The 18,489-nt window shown below is 64.5% G+C and carries 17 protein-coding genes; 7 read left to right on the forward strand and 10 right to left on the reverse strand.

Annotated elements, in window-relative coordinates:
* Positions 1-177: 177 nt before the first annotated feature.
* Entirely contained in the window at positions 178-1,446 is a 1,269-nt protein-coding gene (locus tag CLU88_RS17790; protein ID WP_099657726.1) for an acyltransferase, read from the reverse strand.
* Positions 1,447-1,539: 93 nt separating this feature from the next.
* Complete coding sequence (locus CLU88_RS17795) at positions 1,540-3,039, reverse strand: AMP nucleosidase (protein ID WP_099657727.1); 1,500 nt, start codon at positions 3,037-3,039, stop codon at positions 1,540-1,542.
* Between the two features lie 90 nt (positions 3,040-3,129).
* Here CLU88_RS17795 and CLU88_RS17800 point away from each other — a divergent pair, with 90 nt between their 5' ends.
* The 7 genes from CLU88_RS17800 (at position 3,130) to dtd (ending at position 10,596) form a co-directional block, all read left to right on the forward strand.
* Positions 3,130-4,383 (forward strand): DUF4010 domain-containing protein, encoded by a 1,254-nt coding sequence (locus CLU88_RS17800; RefSeq protein WP_099657728.1) that lies wholly within the window; start codon positions 3,130-3,132, stop codon positions 4,381-4,383.
* A 46-nt stretch (positions 4,384-4,429) separates the two neighbouring features.
* Complete coding sequence (dbpA, locus tag CLU88_RS17805) at positions 4,430-5,836, forward strand: ATP-dependent RNA helicase DbpA (RefSeq protein WP_099657729.1); 1,407 nt, start codon at positions 4,430-4,432, stop codon at positions 5,834-5,836.
* A 455-nt stretch (positions 5,837-6,291) separates the two neighbouring features.
* Positions 6,292-7,128: a tripartite tricarboxylate transporter substrate-binding protein gene (locus tag CLU88_RS17810; RefSeq protein WP_233205521.1), complete on the forward strand. Its 837-nt coding sequence runs from the start codon at positions 6,292-6,294 to the stop codon at positions 7,126-7,128.
* Positions 7,129-7,294: 166 nt separating this feature from the next.
* Positions 7,295-8,059, forward strand: coding sequence for a GntR family transcriptional regulator (locus CLU88_RS17815; RefSeq protein ID WP_099657731.1), 765 nt, complete (start codon positions 7,295-7,297; stop codon positions 8,057-8,059).
* A 114-nt stretch (positions 8,060-8,173) separates the two neighbouring features.
* Positions 8,174-9,187 carry a tripartite tricarboxylate transporter substrate binding protein gene (locus CLU88_RS17820; RefSeq protein ID WP_099657732.1) on the forward strand — a complete coding sequence of 338 codons (1,014 nt, stop codon included), beginning with the start codon at positions 8,174-8,176 and terminating at the stop codon, positions 9,185-9,187.
* Positions 9,188-9,190: 3 nt separating this feature from the next.
* A complete protein-coding gene (locus CLU88_RS17825; protein ID WP_099657733.1) occupies positions 9,191-10,018 on the forward strand; it encodes an amidohydrolase in 828 nt (275 codons plus the stop codon).
* Positions 10,019-10,140: 122 nt separating this feature from the next.
* Positions 10,141-10,596: a D-aminoacyl-tRNA deacylase gene (gene dtd, locus CLU88_RS17830; RefSeq protein WP_099657734.1), complete on the forward strand. Its 456-nt coding sequence runs from the start codon at positions 10,141-10,143 to the stop codon at positions 10,594-10,596.
* A 78-nt stretch (positions 10,597-10,674) separates the two neighbouring features.
* Here dtd and CLU88_RS17835 read toward each other — a convergent pair whose 3' ends face one another.
* From CLU88_RS17835 to cyoA, 8 genes are all read right to left on the reverse strand, one after another.
* Positions 10,675-11,415 carry a sulfite exporter TauE/SafE family protein gene (locus tag CLU88_RS17835; protein ID WP_099657735.1) on the reverse strand — a complete coding sequence of 247 codons (741 nt, stop codon included), beginning with the start codon at positions 11,413-11,415 and terminating at the stop codon, positions 10,675-10,677.
* A gap of 190 nt (positions 11,416-11,605) precedes the next feature.
* Positions 11,606-12,139: a response regulator transcription factor gene (locus CLU88_RS17840; protein WP_099657736.1), complete on the reverse strand. Its 534-nt coding sequence runs from the start codon at positions 12,137-12,139 to the stop codon at positions 11,606-11,608.
* Positions 12,129-13,493 carry an ATP-binding protein gene (locus CLU88_RS17845; RefSeq protein WP_099657737.1) on the reverse strand — a complete coding sequence of 455 codons (1,365 nt, stop codon included), beginning with the start codon at positions 13,491-13,493 and terminating at the stop codon, positions 12,129-12,131. Before CLU88_RS17845 ends, CLU88_RS17840 begins: the two co-directional genes overlap by 11 nt.
* Positions 13,477-14,259: an SURF1 family protein gene (locus CLU88_RS17850; RefSeq protein ID WP_099657738.1), complete on the reverse strand. Its 783-nt coding sequence runs from the start codon at positions 14,257-14,259 to the stop codon at positions 13,477-13,479. Before CLU88_RS17850 ends, CLU88_RS17845 begins: the two co-directional genes overlap by 17 nt.
* Before the next feature lie 66 nt (positions 14,260-14,325).
* A complete protein-coding gene (gene cyoD, locus CLU88_RS17855) occupies positions 14,326-14,769 on the reverse strand; it encodes a cytochrome o ubiquinol oxidase subunit IV (RefSeq protein WP_099657739.1) in 444 nt (147 codons plus the stop codon).
* Positions 14,770-15,402 (reverse strand): cytochrome o ubiquinol oxidase subunit III, encoded by a 633-nt coding sequence (cyoC, locus tag CLU88_RS17860; protein ID WP_099657740.1) that lies wholly within the window; start codon positions 15,400-15,402, stop codon positions 14,770-14,772. It lies immediately after the preceding gene.
* Positions 15,395-17,398: a cytochrome o ubiquinol oxidase subunit I gene (gene cyoB, locus CLU88_RS17865; protein ID WP_099657741.1), complete on the reverse strand. Its 2,004-nt coding sequence runs from the start codon at positions 17,396-17,398 to the stop codon at positions 15,395-15,397. Before cyoB ends, cyoC begins: the two co-directional genes overlap by 8 nt.
* 8 nt (positions 17,399-17,406) lie before the next feature.
* On the reverse strand, positions 17,407-18,474 hold the full coding sequence (gene cyoA, locus CLU88_RS17870; RefSeq protein ID WP_099657742.1) for a ubiquinol oxidase subunit II: 1,068 nt from the start codon (positions 18,472-18,474) through the stop codon (positions 17,407-17,409).
* Between the last annotated feature and the right edge of the window lie 15 nt (positions 18,475-18,489).

Below are 18,489 nucleotides of genomic sequence, written 5' to 3' on the forward strand. Positions count from 1 at the left end.
TCATCGTTTGCCGCCTAAGCGACTGATAAATCTATCTCTCGGGCGCGCCTGTCTGAGTACGCACTTCGTTAAAGATGTGACTCACTAGCGCAGCGCAAATGGGGATAACCGCTCTCATGCGAGATCAGAGCGAACGTAGACGAAAACCCCTTTATCACCAGGTTTTCGTAATCGCTGCTACTTGGCGGGATGGTTAACCGAGAAGGCTAGGTTGGCGATCCAAGTGAGTGCCACTAATGTTGCTCCAAGCAATGCCAGGGCGTGTATGGGCTGTCGACTTACCCAGCTAGCGCTTTCCTGTTTAGCGTTGTGTCTTGCCTTCAAAAATGGCACTTCAATGAACCAGTAGGAAGCAATCGACACAATGAGGATGGGGGGCAGCATGTACAAGCAAGCCACAGCGAATTTGACTTCGCTAGGGATACCGTTGAGCAGTTGAGCATGGTCGAATGCATCCATGACAACCGTATGCCACAGGTAGAGGCTGAAGCTGATGGTGCCGATAAACACCATGGCTTTGTTCGCAAGCAAGGCGCGCGCTATGGGGCCTGCTGCGGCAGCCCCGTACAAGAACATCGCCAAGGTCAATGCGCTCAATGATGCGAATGCGTAATGGCTTTGTGGAAACCAAGCAAGCACACGTTCAAGGTGTCTTCCAAAGAGTTGCAATTGAATCAGCACCAAGAACATGGAAAGCAGCATCCATCGGTCTCCACTCTTTCCAGAGGGCTCCAAATGATGGAAAAAGTACGCGGCCAGCATTCCTGCTATGAAATACTCCATTTGCGCAAGATACGAGAGGCCCAGGGGCCAAAGTTGGGGGTATCCTGCCTGAGCATAGTGACGCAACACAACTTTGAAGGCAAACACGAAAGCGATGGTGCCTATAAGTAGAAAGGGCCAACGCTTGGGCTGAAGGGCAAGGATCAGCACTGGGAGAACAAGGTAGAAGCAAACTTCTACGGGTAGCGTCCAAAACACTCCGCGAATCGGCGCTTCCATCCACCAGTGGTTGATGAAAAGTACATGCCCGAGCATGTAAGAGGGGCTAGGAAGCTTGTCGTAGCCAAACAAGCACAAATACAGCATGACTAGAAGCAGTGCGTAATAGGCAGGGAGAATGCGCAGCGCTCGGCGTACATAGAAGGTGCGGGCCCTTTGCATGAATGCCGGCGCATGGTCTTGCCTGAGAAACGGGAGCGACAGCAGAAATCCTGACAGTACGAAGAAGATGCGTACGCCCCACTCGCCATTCTGCGCGAGCAGACGCAAGTTCAGTTCACGCCCGAGTGGAAGGTAAATTAGAAGATCACCACCACGTGTGATTCCCCACATATGAAAAAGTAGCGTCCAAAGTACCGCTACCGCGCGTACCCCTGTCAGTGTGTCGAGGTACATGCCAGAAGAGGTTTTGCTCTCGATTTCTAATGATTGTTTTAGGAACATATTTTCAAAGGCCGATCAGAATGGAGGCCCGTTGGCACTCCTCTCGCACAATGCACGGCCTGAAGGCAGTCAGGGGATGTGTTGATTCGTGGCTTACTGAAACGCCACTTCCGCAAAGCTGCGCAGCTTGCGGCTGTGCAGGCGGGCCATGCCTTCGGCGCGCAGCGTCTCCAGTGCGCGGATGCCGATGCGCAGGTGCTGGTCTACGCGCTCGCGGTAGAAGTGGTTGGCCATGCCGGGCAGCTTGATTTCGCCGTGCAGGGGCTTGTCGCTCACGCACAGCAGGGTGCCGTAGGGCACGCGAAAGCGGAAGCCGTTGGCGGCGATGGTGGCGCTTTCCATGTCCAGCGCCACGGCGCGGCTTTGGCTGAAGCGGCGCTGGGGCTGGTTGTCGGGCAGCAGCTCCCAGTTGCGGTTGTCGGTGCTGGCCACGGTGCCGGTGCGCATGATGCGCTTGAGGTCGGCGCCGGTCACGCCGGTCACGTCTTCCACGGCCGATTCCAAGGCGAGCTGGATCTCGGCCAGCGCGGGGATGGGCACCCACAGCGGCAGTTCTTCGTCCAGCACGTGGTCTTCGCGCACATAGCCGTGGGCCAGCACGTAGTCGCCCAGCTGCTGGCTGTTGCGCAGGCCTGCGCAGTGGCCCAGCATGATCCAGGCGTGGGGGCGCAGCACGGCGATGTGGTCGGTGATGTTCTTGGCGTTGGCCGGGCCCACGCCGATGTTGACCATGGTGATGCCGCTGTGGTCGGCGCGCACCAGGTGGTAGGCGGGCATTTGCGGCAAGCGGGGGGGCGGGGCGCCCAGCTCGTCACCGGGCTCGGCGGCCAGGCCGGTGCGGCGGGTGACCACGTTGCCGGGTTCGATGAAGGCGATGTATTCGCTATCGGGCTTGGCCATCTCTTCATGGCCCAGTCGCACGAATTCGTCGATGTAGAACTGGTAGTTGGTGAACAGCACAAAGTTCTGGAAGGCGCGCGGCGAGGTGCCTGTGTAGTGGCGCAAGCGGTGCAGCGAGTAGTCCACGCGGGGCGCGGTGAACAGCGACAGGGGCTGCGCCTCGCCGGGCTTGGGCTCCCAGGTACCGTTGGCAATGCCGTCGTCCATGGCGGCCAAGTCGGGTAGGTCGAACACGTCGCGCATCAGGGTGCGGCGCTCGGCGCTCATCTGGCCTTCGACATGGTCGTGCTCGCTGAACGAGAAGTGCACAGGGATGGGCTGGTGGCTGGTGCCCACTTCCAGCTCCACGCCATGGTTTTGCAGCAGCAGCTGGAATTGCTCCAGGTAGTACTCGTGGTACAGGTCGGGGCGGGTCAGCGTGGTCTCAAAGCGGCCGGGGCCGGCCACAAAGCCGTAGGCCAGGTGGGCGATGTCGGGGTTGGGCTTGGCGCGCGAGACGGTGTCGGTCTGGATGCGCACATAGGGGTAGCAGGCGCGCACGTGGCCGGGCAGGGTCTCGCCCGCGACAAAGCGCTGCATGCTGGCGCGCAGCAGTCCAATCTGGTGGTTGTAGATGTGGTGCACCTGCGCCAGGGCCGAGGCGGCCGTCGTGTGGCGGGTGGGGGCGATGAAGTCGGAGGATGTGGGGGCCATGGCGCTATTGTCCACAAGTCCGCTGGCGCGGGGCCGGGCTGGAGTATCGTGCCTGCCATGGGGTGTCCAAGGAAGGGTGTGGTCGTGGGGATGCAGGATTTACAAGGCTTTTATGCCGCACTGGCGGTGCTGGCCAGCGCGCTGGGTTGTGGCTTGCTGATGGGCATTGAGCGGGAGCGCCGCAAGGGCAGCGGGCCGCACCGGGCGCTGGCGGGGGTGCGCTCGTTCACGCTGGTCAGCCTGGCCGGGGCGGTGGCGGCGCTGTCGGGCTCGGTGGTGCTGCTGGGGGTGGGCGCCACCTTTGTGGCGGCGCTGGGCGTGGTGGCCTATGTGCGCGATCGCTCGGAAGACCCTGGTGTGGCCACCGAGATTGCCTTGCTGATGGCCTACCTGATTGGCGTGCTGTGCGCCAGCAATCGCCTGCTGGGGGCGGCGCTGGCCGTGACGGTGACGGGGATCTTGGCGCTGCGCGGGCCGCTGCATGAGTTTTCAAACCACTGGCTGCAGCCCGGCGAGGTGCGCAGCGGCCTGGTGCTGGCGGCGCTGGCGCTGCTGGTGTTTCCGCTGGTGCCCAACCAGCCGCTGCTGCAGGACCTGCTCAATCCGCAGGTGGTGCTGCGGCTGGTGATCGTGCTGTTGCTCATCCAGTCGCTGGCCCATGTGGCGCGACGGCTGATGCAGGCGCGCCAGGCCGTGGCGCTGTCGGCGCTGGCATCGGGCTTTGTCTCCAGCACCGCCACCATTGCCAGCCTGGGCATGGAGGTGCGCGCGGGCAAGTCCAGCGCCCGTGCACAGGCCAGTGGCGCGGTGCTGTCGTGCGTGGCCACCATGCTGCATGTGCTGGTGGTGGCCGCCACGGTGCAGCCGCAGTGGCTGCCGCGCCTGGCGTTGCCAGCGCTGGCCGGGGGCTTGGTGGCTGGCGCCTGGGGGCTGTGGCTGCTGCGGGGGGCGGGCGAGCAGACGGCCCCCTCCGCCGCCCTGGCCGCCGACGCCCCCATGTTCAAACTGCGCGATGTGGTGCTGATCACACTGCTGCTGACGGGCATCCAGGTGGGCGTGCGCTGGCTGGACCGCACCCAGGGCGATGCAGGCATGTTGGCCGGAGCCCTGTTGGCCGGGCTGGCCGATGTGCACGCGGCCGCCGCGGCAGTGCTGATGCATGCCTTGCCGGGGCAGCCTGCCGCTATGGGCGTGGAGCACGCCCTGATGGCCGCGCTGCTGGTGCATGCCGTGAGCAAAAGCGGGGTGGCCTGGGTGAGCGGTGGGGGCGCTTATGCCGCCACCGTGGCCCCGGGTGTGCTGGCCCACACGGTGGCATTTATCGGCGTGCTGGCGTTGCTCTGAACACGTTAGAAAGGTTCTTGGAGGCACGGGCCGGATAATCCACCCCATGACCTCCAAAGAAAACCAAGCCAGCACGGACTTCAGCACGCTGGCGCTGAGCCCCACGACGCTGGCCAATCTGCAGCAGCTGGGCTACACCACGATGACCCCCATCCAGGCGGCCAGCCTGCCGCCCGCGCTGCTGGGCAAGGACCTGATCGCCCAGGCCAGCACCGGCAGCGGCAAGACCGCCGCGTTTGCCCTGGCCCTGCTGGCCAACCTCAATCCCCGCCGGTTTGCGGTACAGGCCCTGGTGCTGTGCCCCACGCGCGAGCTGGCAGACCAGGTGACCACCGAAATCCGCCGCTTGGCGCGGGCCGAAGAAAACATCAAGGTCGTGACCCTGTGCGGCGGCGTGCCGCTGCGCGGGCAGATGCTGAGCCTGGAGCATGGCGCGCACATCGTGGTGGGCACGCCCGGCCGCGTGATGGATCACCTGGAGCGCCAGCACCTGACGCTGGAAGCCCTGAACACCTTGGTGCTGGACGAAGCCGACCGCATGCTGGACATGGGCTTCTTCGACGACATCGTGACCGTGGCGCGCCAGTGCCCCAAAGAGCGGCAAACCCTGCTGTTCTCGGCCACCTACCCCGAAGGCATTGCCAAGCTCAGCGCCCAGTTCATGAAGCAGCCCGTGCAGATCACGGTGCAGGCCCAGCATGCCGAGGGCAAGATCGAGCAGCGCTGGTACGAGGTGAAGAACAGCGAGCGGCTGCACGTGGTGTCGCAACTGCTCAACCACTTCCGTCCCGAATCATCGATTGCGTTTTGCAACACCAAGCAGCAGTGCCGCGACCTGGTGGGCGTGCTGCAAGCCCAGGGCTTCAGCGCGCTGGCGCTGTACGGCGAGCTGGAACAGCGCGAGCGCGACCAGGTGCTGGTGCAGTTTGCCAACCGCAGTTGCTCGGTGCTGGTGGCCACCGATGTGGCCGCACGGGGCCTGGACATCGCCAACCTGGCGGCCGTCATCAATGTGGACGTGACGCCCGACCCCGAGGTCCACATCCACCGCATTGGCCGCACCGGCCGGGGTGATGCCCAGGGCCTGGCGCTGAACCTGTCGAGCATGGACGAGATGGGTTATGTGGGCAAGATCGAGGTGCTGCAAGGCCGCGAATCCACCTGGTTTGCACTGGCCGACCTCAAGCCCACAGGCGACGGCCCGTTGCAGCCGCCCATGGCCACGATCCAGATCGTGGGCGGGCGCAAGGAAAAGATCCGCGCGGGCGATGTGCTGGGCGCGCTGACCGGCGACCTGGGCTACACCCGCGAGCAGGTGGGCAAGATCAACGTGAATGACTTTTCTACCTATGTGGCGGTGGACCGGGCGATTGCCGCCCAAGTGGCCGCACGCCTGAACAGCGGACGGGTCAAGGGCAAGAGCGTGAAGGCGCGGTTGATCGAAGACATGTAATGTGTTCGTCCGTCGTTCGTCGTGCGGATGCGACAGCGCGAGAGCGCCGTCGCTTGTAGGGCACGACGTGAGCGCCTAGAGTTTCTCTGGCAGGAAGGCCATCGCGGGCCATGCAGGCTGTGTTCACTGCCTGCACGTGAATGGGGCTCCCATGGGTTTTTGGGGAGGCTCTTTAGCCCAGGGGCGATGCCGTCGGGGGCACATGTCTTGGGCGTATTGCGGTGAGCCGCCGTTGTCTTGCAGGGTTGTCTGTCTGACTTTCCTTTTGGTACTTGCTTATGAAAAATCTCTTTCTTGCACAAAGTGGTCCGACATCGTCTTTGGGTCGCCGGAAGGTGCTGGCCAGCGGTCTGGCTGCTGCGGCTACGGTGGCGTTGCCTTCAGTGGGGCGCTCGGCGCCGGGTTCGCCTGTGCGGATCGTTGTCTCCTACCCACCCGGTGGTGGAACCGATTTGATGGCCCGCCTGTTCGCGCCCTACCTAGCGACCGCATTGGGACAGCCTGTCACTGTGGAAAACATGCCTGGTGACAGTGGCCAGAAAGCAGCGGCTTATGTGGCCAAGGCGGCCGCAGATGGCAATACGTTGCTGATGGATTCATCGACTTTTGCGATCAACCCGGGGCTTTTTGCCAAACTTCCCTATGACACTGACACCGCTTTCTCTGTGATTGGGGTGCTGGCAGTTTTGCCCAATGTGTTGGTGTGCCACCCCAAGTTTGAAGCCAACAAGGTGGCCGATCTGATCCGCTTGGCCAAGGCCAAACCGGGCCAGATCGCGTATGCATCTTCTGGCAACGGATCGGCCCAGCATTTGGCGGGCGCCTTGTTTGAAGATGTGGCCCAGGTATCTTTGAAGCATGTGCCTTATGCCGGTGGCAGCGCGGCGCTGGCAGATGTGGTGGCTGGCAAGGTGCCTTTGCTTTTTGCGCACGTTGCGTCTTCCAGAGAGTATCTGCAGTCAAACAAGTTGCGTGCCTTGGCCATCACGTTGCGCAGGCGCTCCAAGCTGCTGCCCCAGGTCGAATCGATGGAGGAAGCCGGTGTGCGCAACTATGAGGTGCAGGACTGGAATCCTCTGGTGGCTCCCGCCGCAATTGCAAAAGACCGCCGCAAGCAATTGGTAGATGCTGTCGTCAAGGTGCTGAAACAACCTGAATTTGTGACCAAGGTGCATGCATTGGGTGGAGAGGTGTTCCCCAATGAGCCCGATGGATTGGCGGGTGGGTTCATCAAAACCCAGCAAGTCCTGTGGCGCCGGGTGATCACGGCCCGCAAAATCCAGGCGGGCTGAGGGTCGCGCTCCACACCGAGCGAGGGAGGTTGCACCACAAACAACGGCTGTCGATGACAGCCGTTTTTATGGGAGGCACCGCAGATTCGCTAAGCGCTCCAGGCTTGTGGCCAAGCAAACCTCTCGGCTACACTGGAAGTCCTCTATAGGACTATATCTTTCAGCCATGCCGACACTCCCCACCATGCCCACGCAGGGCTTGGCCCGCTATGCCGCCCTGGCCGATGTGCTGCGCCAGCGCATCGTGCGGGGCGAATGGCAGCCCGGTACGGCCTTGCCTGCTGAGCAAGTGCTGGCGCACGACCATTCGGTGGCGCTGGGCACCATTCGCCGCGCGTTGCAGCTGTTGACCGAGCAGGGGCTGATCGAGCGGGTGCACGGGCGGGGCACGTTTGTGCGCTCGGGCATCCCGGGCGCTTCCATGCTCCGCTTCTTTCGGTTTGGCGACGAGTGGGATGCTGCCGTCCCTGCATCGGCCGCCTCTGCAGGGCAAGCCCCGCAGTCGCGCATCCTGTCCAAGCAGCGTGTGGCGGCCCCCGCCGAGGTGTCCCGAGCGCTGGGGCTACCCGCTGGGGCGCCTGTGCTGCGGCTGGAGCGCCTGCGCCTGATTGCGCAGCAACCGCGCTTGCTGGAGCACATCTGGCTGCCATGCGAGTTGTTTGCGGCGCTGGAGCATGACGATGCGGGCCAGTGGGAGCCCTTGCTGTACCCCCTGTTTGCCCAGCGCTGCGATGTGCACGTGCACCGCGCCTCTGACGACATCGGCTTTGGCGCCTTGCCCACCGATGTGGCGGCCCACCTGGCGCTGCCGCCGGGCTACCCCTGCGCCGTGGTGCGCCGCAAAGCCTTCAACCTGTCGGGGCGCTGCGTGGAGTGGCGCACCACCTGGGGCGATGCCAACGCCTTTCACTACACCGTGCACCTGACTTGACCCGGCCTGAGCACGCAGCGCCGGCCCCGGCTGGGGTGGCCTGCTGCCAGGGTTGTGCCCAGGTCCTGTGCCGGACATCTCCTGATTTTTACTGAGCGAAAGAGAGGACCTCTCATGACACAAGCAACCCGCCTGTCCGCGCGCACGCCGCTGTCGCGCCGCACCCTGTTGGTGGCGTCGGCCGCTGCCGCCGTGGCAGCCCCCTGGCGCCTGGCCACGGCAGCCCCCATTGCCGGTGGCAAGACGATCACCCTGGTGGTGTCGTACCCCGCTGGCGGCGGTGCCGACCTGATGGCCCGCATCATCGCCCCCCGCCTGGGCGAGGCGCTGGGCCAGAACGTGGTGGTGGACAACAAGCCCGGCGCCAGTGGCCAACTGGCCGCATCGGCCGTGGCGCGCGCCACCCCGGATGGCGCCACGCTGCTGCTGGATGCGTCCTCGTTTGCCGTCAACCCATCGCTATACCCCAAGCTGCCTTACGACAGCAACAAGGCCTTTGTGCCGCTGGCCGTGCTGGCCACCTTCCCCAACGTGCTGGTGTGCCACCCCGGGTTTGGCGTCACCTCGGTCAAAGAGGTGATTGCCCGCGCCAAGGCCAAGCCGGACGACGTGGCCTACGCCTCGTCGGGCAATGGCTCGGCGCAGCACCTGGCGGGTGCGTTGTTTGAAGAGCGCACCGGCGTGCGGCTGTCGCACATCCCCTACCGTGGCGGCGGCCCGGCCATGAACGACGTGATGGGCGGGCAGGTGCCACTGTTCTTTGCCAACGTGGCGTCGTCGCTGGGGCACATCCAGTCGGGCAAGCTGCGGGCCTTGGCGGTCACGGCGCCGGTGCGTGCGCGCTCGCTGCCCGATGTGCCCACCATGGCCGAAGCCGGGGTGCCCAACTACGAGGTGCTGGAGTGGAACCCGGTGCTGGCGCCCGCAGGCATTGCGGCAGACACCCGCGCCCAACTGGTGGCAGCCATCCGCAAGGCGCTGGCCGATCCGGAAGTGCTGGGCCGCATCCGCGCCCTGGGGGGCGATGCCTTTGCCGACCCCACCCAGGCCAGCGCGGGCAAGTTCATCCTGGCCCAGCAGGCGCAGTGGGGCAAGGTCATCCGCGAACGCAAGATCGTGGTGGGCTGACCGATGGCTCAGTTGCAAGCGTCTCAGACTTCATCTCCCGCCTTGTCGGCCGATGCAGGCTGGGACTGCCATGTGCATGTGTTTGATGCCAATGCGCCGGTGCAGGGCGGGCACTACCAGCCCGCCCACCAGCCGCTGGAGCGCATAGAGGCGCAGGCCCATGCCCTGGGTGTTGGCCATCTGGTGCTGGTGCAGCCCAGCGTGTACGGCACCGACAACGGCGTGTTGCTGCAAGCGCTGGCGCGCGAGAGCGGCCGCCACCGGGGAGTGGTGGTGGTCGATGTGGACGTGACCGATGCCGAGCTGCAAACCATGCACGCCCTGGGTGTGCGGGGGGTGCGCTTTAACCTCGTCTCGCCCGTGGGCAATGGACCCGAGGCCCTGCGCGCGCTCGGCCCCCGGTTGCGGGCGCTGGGCTGGCATGTGCAGTGGTACGCGGGGCCGCAGCATTTGGCCCAGATTGCCGCCCTGCAGGCCGAATGCGCGCTGCCCTGCGTGCTGGACCACCTGGCGGGCATGCATGCGCAGTTGCACGTGCACGACGCTGCCTGGCAAGACCTGGCGCGGCTGGCCGATGCGGGGGCGTGGATCAAGCTGTCTGGCTGGTACCGGCTGCAGGCCACTGCGCCTTACGGCACGCTGCACGCCGCCACAGAGCGCGTGGCTGGGCTGTTTGGCCCGCGCATGGTGTGGGGCTCTGATTGGCCGCACACCTCTTTTGCGCCGGACGACCTGCCCGCCTATGCCTCGGTGTGGACGCCGGTGGTGGCAGCGCTGGGTGCAGAGCGCGCGCAGCAGGTGTTGCAAGCGGGCGCGCAGCTTTACGCCTGACAGCACAAAGCACAGGCGTGTAGACGTGTGCGTTTGGGAAAACCGTTCACGCTGAGCCCCTCGACGGGGCTGTGTGAACGGCACAATGACGCGGTTTTGATCTTCAAGGAAAGAGGCCGCTTTTGATCGCAGTATTGCAACGCGTGCGCGAGGCCCGCGTCGAAGTCGCCAGCCAAGTGGTGGGCGCCATTGGCCCTGGCCTGCTGGTGTTGGTGTGCGCCGAACGCGGCGACACCGATGCCGAGGCCGACAAGCTGCTGGCCAAGGTGCTCAAGCTGCGCATCTTCAGCGACGCTGCGGGCAAGATGAACCAGAGCGTGCAAGACACAGCGGGTGGCCTGCTGCTGGTCAGTCAGTTCACCCTGGCGGCCGACACCACCGGCGGCAACCGCCCCAGCTTCACCCAGGCAGCCGCACCCGACGAGGGGCGCAGGCTGTATGACTACCTGGTGGCCCAGGCCCGCAAGGTGCACCCCGATGTCGCCACCGGCCAGTTCGCCGCCGACATGCAGGTGCATCTGGTCAACGATGGGCCGGTGACGATACCGATGCGGATGGCGCCAACGGCAGCTGTCTAAAGGTGTTTGGTATCAAATTGATAGCTGCTAGCGCTTATTGGATAAGCGCTAGGGCCTGATTTGATCTGAAAAATCAGGCTATTGCCGCCAGAAAAACAACCCTGCCATCACCAGCCCGGTGACCACAATGCCCGCGCGCAGCCAGGGCGCCGGAATGCGCCGCGCCACGCGGGCGCCGCCCCAGCCGCCTGCGGTGGCAGCGGCCATCATCATCAGCGCCTGCGGCCACTGCACCACGCCGCCTGCGGCATAAATGGCCACGGCAATGGCGGTGAGCAGGGCCGAGACCCAGTTTTTGAGGCCATTCATCGCGTTGAGCTGGGTTTGCCCCAGCAGCCCAAACAGCGCCAGCAGCAAAATGCCCAGGCCCCCGTTGAAGTAGCCGCCGTAGAGCGCCACGGCCAGCACCCCCACGGTGGCTTTGGTGGTCGACGGGTGCCCCCCGGCCAGCCGGGCGCGCAGCCAAGGGCCAAAGGCAAACAGCGCTGTGGCAGCCAGCAGCAGCCAGGGCACCACGCGGCGAAAGGTGGTGTCGGGGGTGACGAGCAACAGGGCGGCCCCGGCGGCCCCGCCGATGAGCGACAGCACTACCAGCAGGCGCATGGACAGCCCCGGTGGCGGCGCGGTGTCCTCCTTGAATCCCCAGGCCCCGGCGATGTAGCCGGGCAGCAGGGCCACCGTGCCCGTGGCGTTGGCCATAACGGGCGGAACGCCGGTGAACACCAAGGCGGGCAGGGTCAAAAAGCTGCCGCCCCCGGCCACGGCATTGAGGGCCCCGGCCACAAAGGCTGCGGCCAGCAGCAAAGCGCTGTCGAACATGTCTCCTCCAGATTCAGGATGTGCAGCCGCTGCTTTGGCGGCTTGCTTCGATCTTAGGAGGACTGCGGGGGCTTCTGCTGCTGGCCCTGCGCTGGGCGAAGTTAAGGTGCTTTGCTTAAAAGTCGCAAATAGCTCTGGGTGGCCCTGGACGACCCAGGCGCGGCGAGCTCAAGGCCAGGTGGGATGCGCTTTACACGCGCTGCTTGCCCAGCTTGCGGCTGAGGGTGCGCCGGTGCATGCCCAGGCGGCGCGCGGCTTCGGAGATGTTGAAGTCGCTCTCGGCCAGCACTTCGTGGATGCGCTCCCACTCCAGCGTTTTGATGGAGCTGGAGCGGTTGGTGAGTTCGACCTCGGGGTTGCCCTCTTGCAGGGCAAAGGCGGCTTCGATGTCGTCGGTGTTGGAGGGCTTGGCCAGGTAGTGGCCCGCGCCGAGCTTGATCGCCTCGACCGCCGTGGCAATGCTGGCAAAGCCGGTGAGCACAACGATGCGCATCTTGGCGCTGTGCTCGTGCAGCGTGCGCACGCAGGCCAGGCCGGTGGCTTCGCCTTTGAGTTTGAGATCCACCACGGCGTATTGGGGCACATGCTCGGTCAGCAACTCTTCCATCCGCGCCATGCCATCGGCGTGCAGCACCCGGTAGCCGCGCCGCTCAAACGAGCGTGCCAGGGTGCGTGCGAAGGCGTCGTCGTCTTCCACGATCAGCAGCAAGCGTTCAGTGTCCATGGTCCTCAGGGGCGGTGGCTTGCAGGGTGATGGCGGGCAGCGACAGCGTGATGGTGACCTCGGCGCCGCCGCCTGGCCGGTTGTGTGCCACCACACTGCCGCCCAGCGTGCGCGCCACGTTCATCGACAGGAACAGGCCCAAGCCGCCACCGGGGCGCCCTTTGGTGGACTGGTAGGGCGTTCCGAGGTGCGTGAGCACGTCGGTGGTAAAGCCCGGTCCCCGGTCGGTGACCACGATTCGCAACGCATCGGCATCGCGCTGTGCCTGCAAGCTCACCCAGTGCGGCGATGCGTCCCGCGCATTGTCCAGCACATTGAAGACCATTTGCTCGAGCGTGACATCGGCCACCATGGGGCTGTCGTCTTCGATGAGGTTGTCGTATACGAACTCTTGCACCGACCGGGTGGTGCGCCAGTCCTGCACCAGGGTGTCCAGAAACTGGCGCACGGTGGTCTGGCTGGAGAGCTCGCCCCGTGTCTCGCCCGCTGAAAGCAGGATGCCGCTGACGATGGTTTTACAGCGTTTGACCTGGGCTTCCATCTCCGCAATGTCTTCTTGCAGCGTAGCGTCGGAGGCCAGGGCGGGGACGCGTTTCCAGTCGCCCAGGATCACGGCCAGGGTGGCCAGGGGCGTGCCCAATTCGTGCGCGGCGCCAGAGGCGAGCAGCCCCATGCGCACGATGTGTTCTTCTTCCGCCGCACGCTGGCGCACGGCGGCCAGCCGCGCATCGCGTCGGCGCAGGTTGTGGCTGATGCGGGTGATGAAGATCACGACCAGGATGGCGTTGAGCATGAAGCACACCAGCAGGCCCAGCACATAGGGGCTGGCCCAGCCGTCGTGCACATTGGTGGCCAGCGGCAGGGGCTGGCTGTGCTGTGAAAGCAGCATGACGCAGGCCGATGCCACCACCACGATGGACCAGATGTAGCCCCCGCGCAGCAGCATGGCCCCCACGGCAATCTGCAGCAGGTACAGGAAGACAAACGGGTTGCCGATGCCGCCGCTCAGGTACAGCTGGGCGGTGAGCGCGCCCACGTCCACCAGCAGGGCAATGAACAGCTCCACGTCGTGCACGCTGCGCCGGGTGCGCCAGCGCAGCAGGCTGAGCACGTTGAACACCACCATGCCCGCCACGATGGACAGCATCGCCTGCAAGGGCAAGGGCATGCCCAGGCTGTAGTAGGTGGCCTCGATGGTGAGCAACTGGCCCACCACCGCAATCCAGCGCAGTTGGATGAGCTGGTGCAGGTTTCTCAGGCCTGCGGAGGCGTTGGCCGAACGGGCCTTGCTCTGGGGCTGTGTGGGGGGCTGCGCGTGTGGCGGTGTGTGGGGGGCGTTAGTGCTGCTGGTCATGGGCGGGGTTGGATGCGTGGGCCGCGCGCAGCCGACGTTCGTAGCGTGCCACAACCACGGCCGCCCCCACCACCATGAGTGCCAATCCAAACCAGGTCAGCGCATACACCAGGTGGCTGTTGGGGAAGCGCACCACTGTGAGGCCGGGGCGTGGCCAGGGGCCTGCCATATCGGCAGGCAGGTCGGCCGCTGTAGATCCCAGGCGTGAAGGCAGACCGGCATCGACAAAGAAGGGGGCCGCCTGACCAAGCTGCTGCGCTTGGGCAATGGCGGCCACATCGCGCGAGTGCCAGCGCTGCTGGGCGGGGTCGTTGCTGCGCAAGAAGCCGCCGCCGGGCTCGCTCAGGCGCAGCAGCCCCACCACCGTGACAGGGGGCTCGTCGGTGGTTGCAGCATGGGGTGCCTGGGGGGCTTGCCACTGCGCGCGCTGGTCTTGCGGCACAAATCCGCGGTTGACCAGCACTTGCACCCCGTCGGCCATCTGCAAAGGGGTCAGCACCCAGTAACCCGCTCCCAGGGCGGTGGTGGCCTGGGTCAGCACCGTTTTGTGGGCCAGCCACTGGCCTTGCAGGCGCACGGCCTGGTATTCGTGGCTGGCGGCGTTCAGCTGCGGCCACTGGTCGGGGGACGGCAGGGCGCCGGGCGGGGCCTGGATGCGCGCGCTCACGCGTTCGATGAGGTCGAGCTTCCAGGCGCGGCGCTGCACTTGCCACACCCCCAGGGAAATGAAGCCCACAAAAAGGGCGATGCCCACCAAAGTGAGCATCGCCAGGGTCGCATGGGAATGCGGGCGCTTGCGGCCCGCTGCGGGTGTGTGCACGTCCGGTGCCGGTCAGGGCGCCGTGCTGTGCGCGCCACCGTGCTCGGCGGCGGGCTGCTGCTGGCCTGCGGCAGGCACTTGTGGGTGCTCGGGCATCATGTTCGCATTCATGTGGAACATGACCCACAGGGTGCCGGTGATGGCAATGGCCACGAACACCACCGTGAAGATGGTGGACAGCAGCGTCCAGCCGCCTTCGACCTTGCCATTCATGTGCAGGAAGCACACCATGTGCACCAGAATCTGCACCACGGCAAAGCCGCCCAGTACCAGCACGGCGGTGTTGCGGTCGGCAATCACCTTGGACATGACCAGCCAGAAGGGAATGGCGGTGAGGATGATGGACAGCACAAACCCGACCATGTAACCGGAGAAGGTGCTGTGGGGGCCCGCGTCATGGTGGTGATCGTCGTGCCCGTGCGCATCGTGCGCGTGCGTTGCGTGTTGTGCGCTCATTTACAGCACCCCCATCAGGTACACAAAGGTGAATACGCCGATCCAGACCACGTCCAAGAAGTGCCAGAACATGGACAGGCACATCAGGCGGCGGTTGTTCTCGGGGATCAGGCCGTGCTTGTTGATCTGCAGCATCAGCACCACCAGCCAGACCAGGCCGAAGGTGACGTGCAAGCCGTGGGTGCCCACCAGCGTGAAGAAGGCCGACAGGAAGGCGCTGCGCTGAGGACCAGCGCCCTGGTGGATCAGATGCTGGAACTCGTACAGCTCCAGCCCCAGGAAGCACAGGCCAAACAGGCCTGTGATGCCCAGCCACAGCAGCGTGCCTTTGACGTCGCCCAACTGCTTGCGCAGCATGGCAAAGCCAAAGGTGATGGACGACAGCAGCAGGAAGGCTGTGTTGATGGCCACCAAAGGCAGGTCAAACAGCTGGGCGCCGGTGGGGCCTGCCGCATAGCTGCGGCCCAGCACGCCGTAGGTGGCAAACAGGGCGGCAAAGATGAGGCAGTCGCTCATCAGGTACAGCCAGAAGCCCAGGGCGGTGCCGTTTTCGGGATGGGGCTCGTGCGCGAGGTGGTACTCGCGCGGGGCCAGGGCGCCTGCGGCGCCCGCTTGGATGCGGATATCAGACATGGCGTGCGAGTTGGAGTGTGCGGGCTTCTTCGGTGGCGACCACTTCGGAGGCCGGGATGTAGAAGTCACGCTTGTAGTTGAACGTGTGGATGATCGAAGCCAGCACCACGGCTGCGAACGACACCGCAGCCAGCAGCCACATGTGCCAGATCAGCGCGAAGCCGAACACCAGCGACAGCCCCGAGATCACCACGCCAGCGCCGGTGTTGGCTGGCATGTGGATGGGCTGGAAGCCCGCCAGAGGACGCTTGTAGCCGTGCTTCTTCATGTCCCACCAGGCGTCAATCTCGTGCACCACAGGGGTGAAGGCGAAGTTGTAGTTGGGCGGGGGCGACGAGGTGGCCCACTCCAGCGTGCGGCCGTCCCAGGGGTCGCCCGTCCAGTCGCGCAGTTGTTCGCGCTTGAGGAAGCTGACCACCAGCTGGATCAGGAAGCACCCAATGCCGGCGGCAATCATGGCCGCGCCGATGGCAGCGATCACGAACCAGATCTGCAGCGACTGGTCTTCGAAGTGGTTGGCACGGCGGGTGACACCCATCAGGCCCAGCACATACAGCGGCGTGAACGCCACCCAGAAGCCCACCAGCCACAGCCAGAAGGAGTACACGCCCCAGGTGCGGTCCAGCTTGTAGCCAAACGCCTTGGGGAACCAGTAGTTGATGCCTGCAAACATGGCAAACACCACGCCGCCAATGATCACGTTGTGGAAGTGGGCGATCAGGAACAGGCTGTTGTGCAGCACGAAGTCGGCCGGGGGCACGGCCAGCAGCACGCCGGTCATACCACCGATGGCGAACGTCACCATGAAGGCCACGGTCCACATCATGGGCAGCTCAAAGCGGATGCGGCCCTTGTACATGGTGAACAGCCAGTTGAAGATCTTCGCGCCCGTGGGGATCGAGATGATCATCGTGGTGATGCCGAAGAAGGTGTTCACACTCGCGCCCGAGCCCATGGTGAAGAAGTGGTGCAGCCACACCAGGTACGACAAGATGGTGATACACACCGTGGCGTACACCATGGAGGTGTAGCCAAACAGGCGCTTCTTGCTGAAGGTGGCGACCACTTCGGAGAACACGCCGAAGGCGGGCAGCACCAGGATGTACACCTCAGGGTGGCCCCAGATCCAGATCAGGTTCACGTAGAGCATGGGGTTGCCACCCAGCTCGTTGGTGAAGAAGTTGGTGCCGACATAGCGGTCCAGCGACATGAGGACCAGTGCGGCCGTCAGCACAGGGAAAGAGGCCACGATCAGCGCGTTGGTGCACAGGGCAGTCCAGGTGAAGACGGGCATCTTCATCAGGCTCATGCCCGGGGCGCGCATCTTGACGATGGTGACGATCAGGTTGATACCCGAGAGCGTGGTGCCCACCCCGGCAATCTGCAGGGCCCAGATGTAGTAGTCCAGCCCCGTGCTGGCGCTTTGCGAGCCCAGGTTGGACAGTGCCAGCCAGCCGGAGGTGGAGAACTCACCCAGGAACAGCGACACCATCACCAGCACGGCGCCAGCGGTGGTCATCCAGAAGCTGAAGTTGTTGAGGAACGGGAAGGACACGTCGCGTGCGCCAATCTGCAGCGGCACGAGGTAGTTCATCAGGCCCGTGACCAGCGGCATCGCCACGAAGAAAATCATGATCACGCCGTGGGCGGTGAAGATCTGGTCGTAGTGGTGCGGCGGCAGGTAGCCCATGTTGTCGCCAAAGGCCATGGCCTGTTGCAGGCGCATCATCACGGCGTCGGCAAAGCCGCGCAGCAGCATCACCAGGCCCAGGATCATGTACATGATCCCGATCTTTTTGTGGTCAATGCTGCAGATCCAGTCGCGCCACAGCGGGCCCCACAGGCGGAACTTGGTGATGCCTGCCAGGACGACCAGGCCGCCCAGCACAACGGCAATGAAGGTGGCCAGCACGATGGGTTCGTGCGCCATGGGCACAACGTCCCAGCTCAGTCGGCCCAGCGCCCAGTGGGCGGGAGATACGGTTTCGGAGGTCATAGCGAGGCTCATTGGCGGATGCTGGCGCCGGAGGTGGGGGCCGGTGCGTTGCGGGTTTCAAGCGCTGCCACCACCTGGGCTGCGTTTTGTGCGTTGCACACGTCCTGGGGCAGGTTCAGGCCTGCTGCGCGCACATAGGCGTCGCCACCCTGGGCGTCGATGGCCATCATGTGGTGCATGCACATCTTTCCGTCTTCCACGCAGCGGTTGAGCACTTTGTCGTACAGGCCGTCTTCCACCGACGCAAAGCGCTGCACGGGGTCGCGTTCGCTGGGCTTGACGAGGTTCAGATAGGAGCCCTTGTCCAGGGGCTTGCCCTCGGTCTTGGCTTTTTGCACCCACTGGGCAAAGTCATCGTTGCTCAGGCCGTGGAACTTGAAGGTCATGCCCGAGAAGCCTGCGCCGCTGTAGTGCGACGACATGCCGTTGAACACGCCAGGCTTGTTGATGACGGCGTTCAGCTCGGTCTGCATGCCGGGCATGGCGTAGATCATGCCGGCCAGGTCAGGCACGTAGAACGCGTTCATGGTCGATGTCGCGGTCAGCTTGAACAGGATGGGGCGGTCCACCGGGGCGGCCAGCTCATTCACCGTGGCAATGCCTTGCTCTGGGTAGAAAAACAGCCATTTCCAGTCCATCGCCACCACTTGCACTTCCAGGGGCTTGACGTTGGCGTCCAGGGGGCGCTGGGCGTCGATGCGGTCCAGGGGTCGGTAGGGGTCGAGCTTGTGGGTGCCGATCCAGGTCAGGGCGCCCAGGGCAATGATGATGAGCAGCGGCACCGTCCAGATCACCAGCTCCAGCGTGGTGGAGTGGTGCCATTCGGGGTCGTAGTCGGCCTCGGTGTTGGCGGTGTTCGACTGGCGGTACTTCCAGGCGAAGAACAGGGTCAGGGCGATCACCGGCACGATGATGATGAGCATCAACAGCGTGGCGGTAATGACCATCTGGCCCTGTTGGGCGGCAATGTCGCCGGCCGGGTTGAGTACGACGGCCTTGCTGCAACCGGCCAGGCCGGTGGTCAGGGCGATCGCGGCAAGCCAGGCGGGCCTGCGAGATTCTTTGTTTTTGAGCATGCTAGGGGCGCGACA

The organism is Acidovorax sp. 56 (assembly GCF_002749705.1).
Classification (GTDB): Bacteria; Pseudomonadota; Gammaproteobacteria; order Burkholderiales; family Burkholderiaceae_C; genus Acidovorax.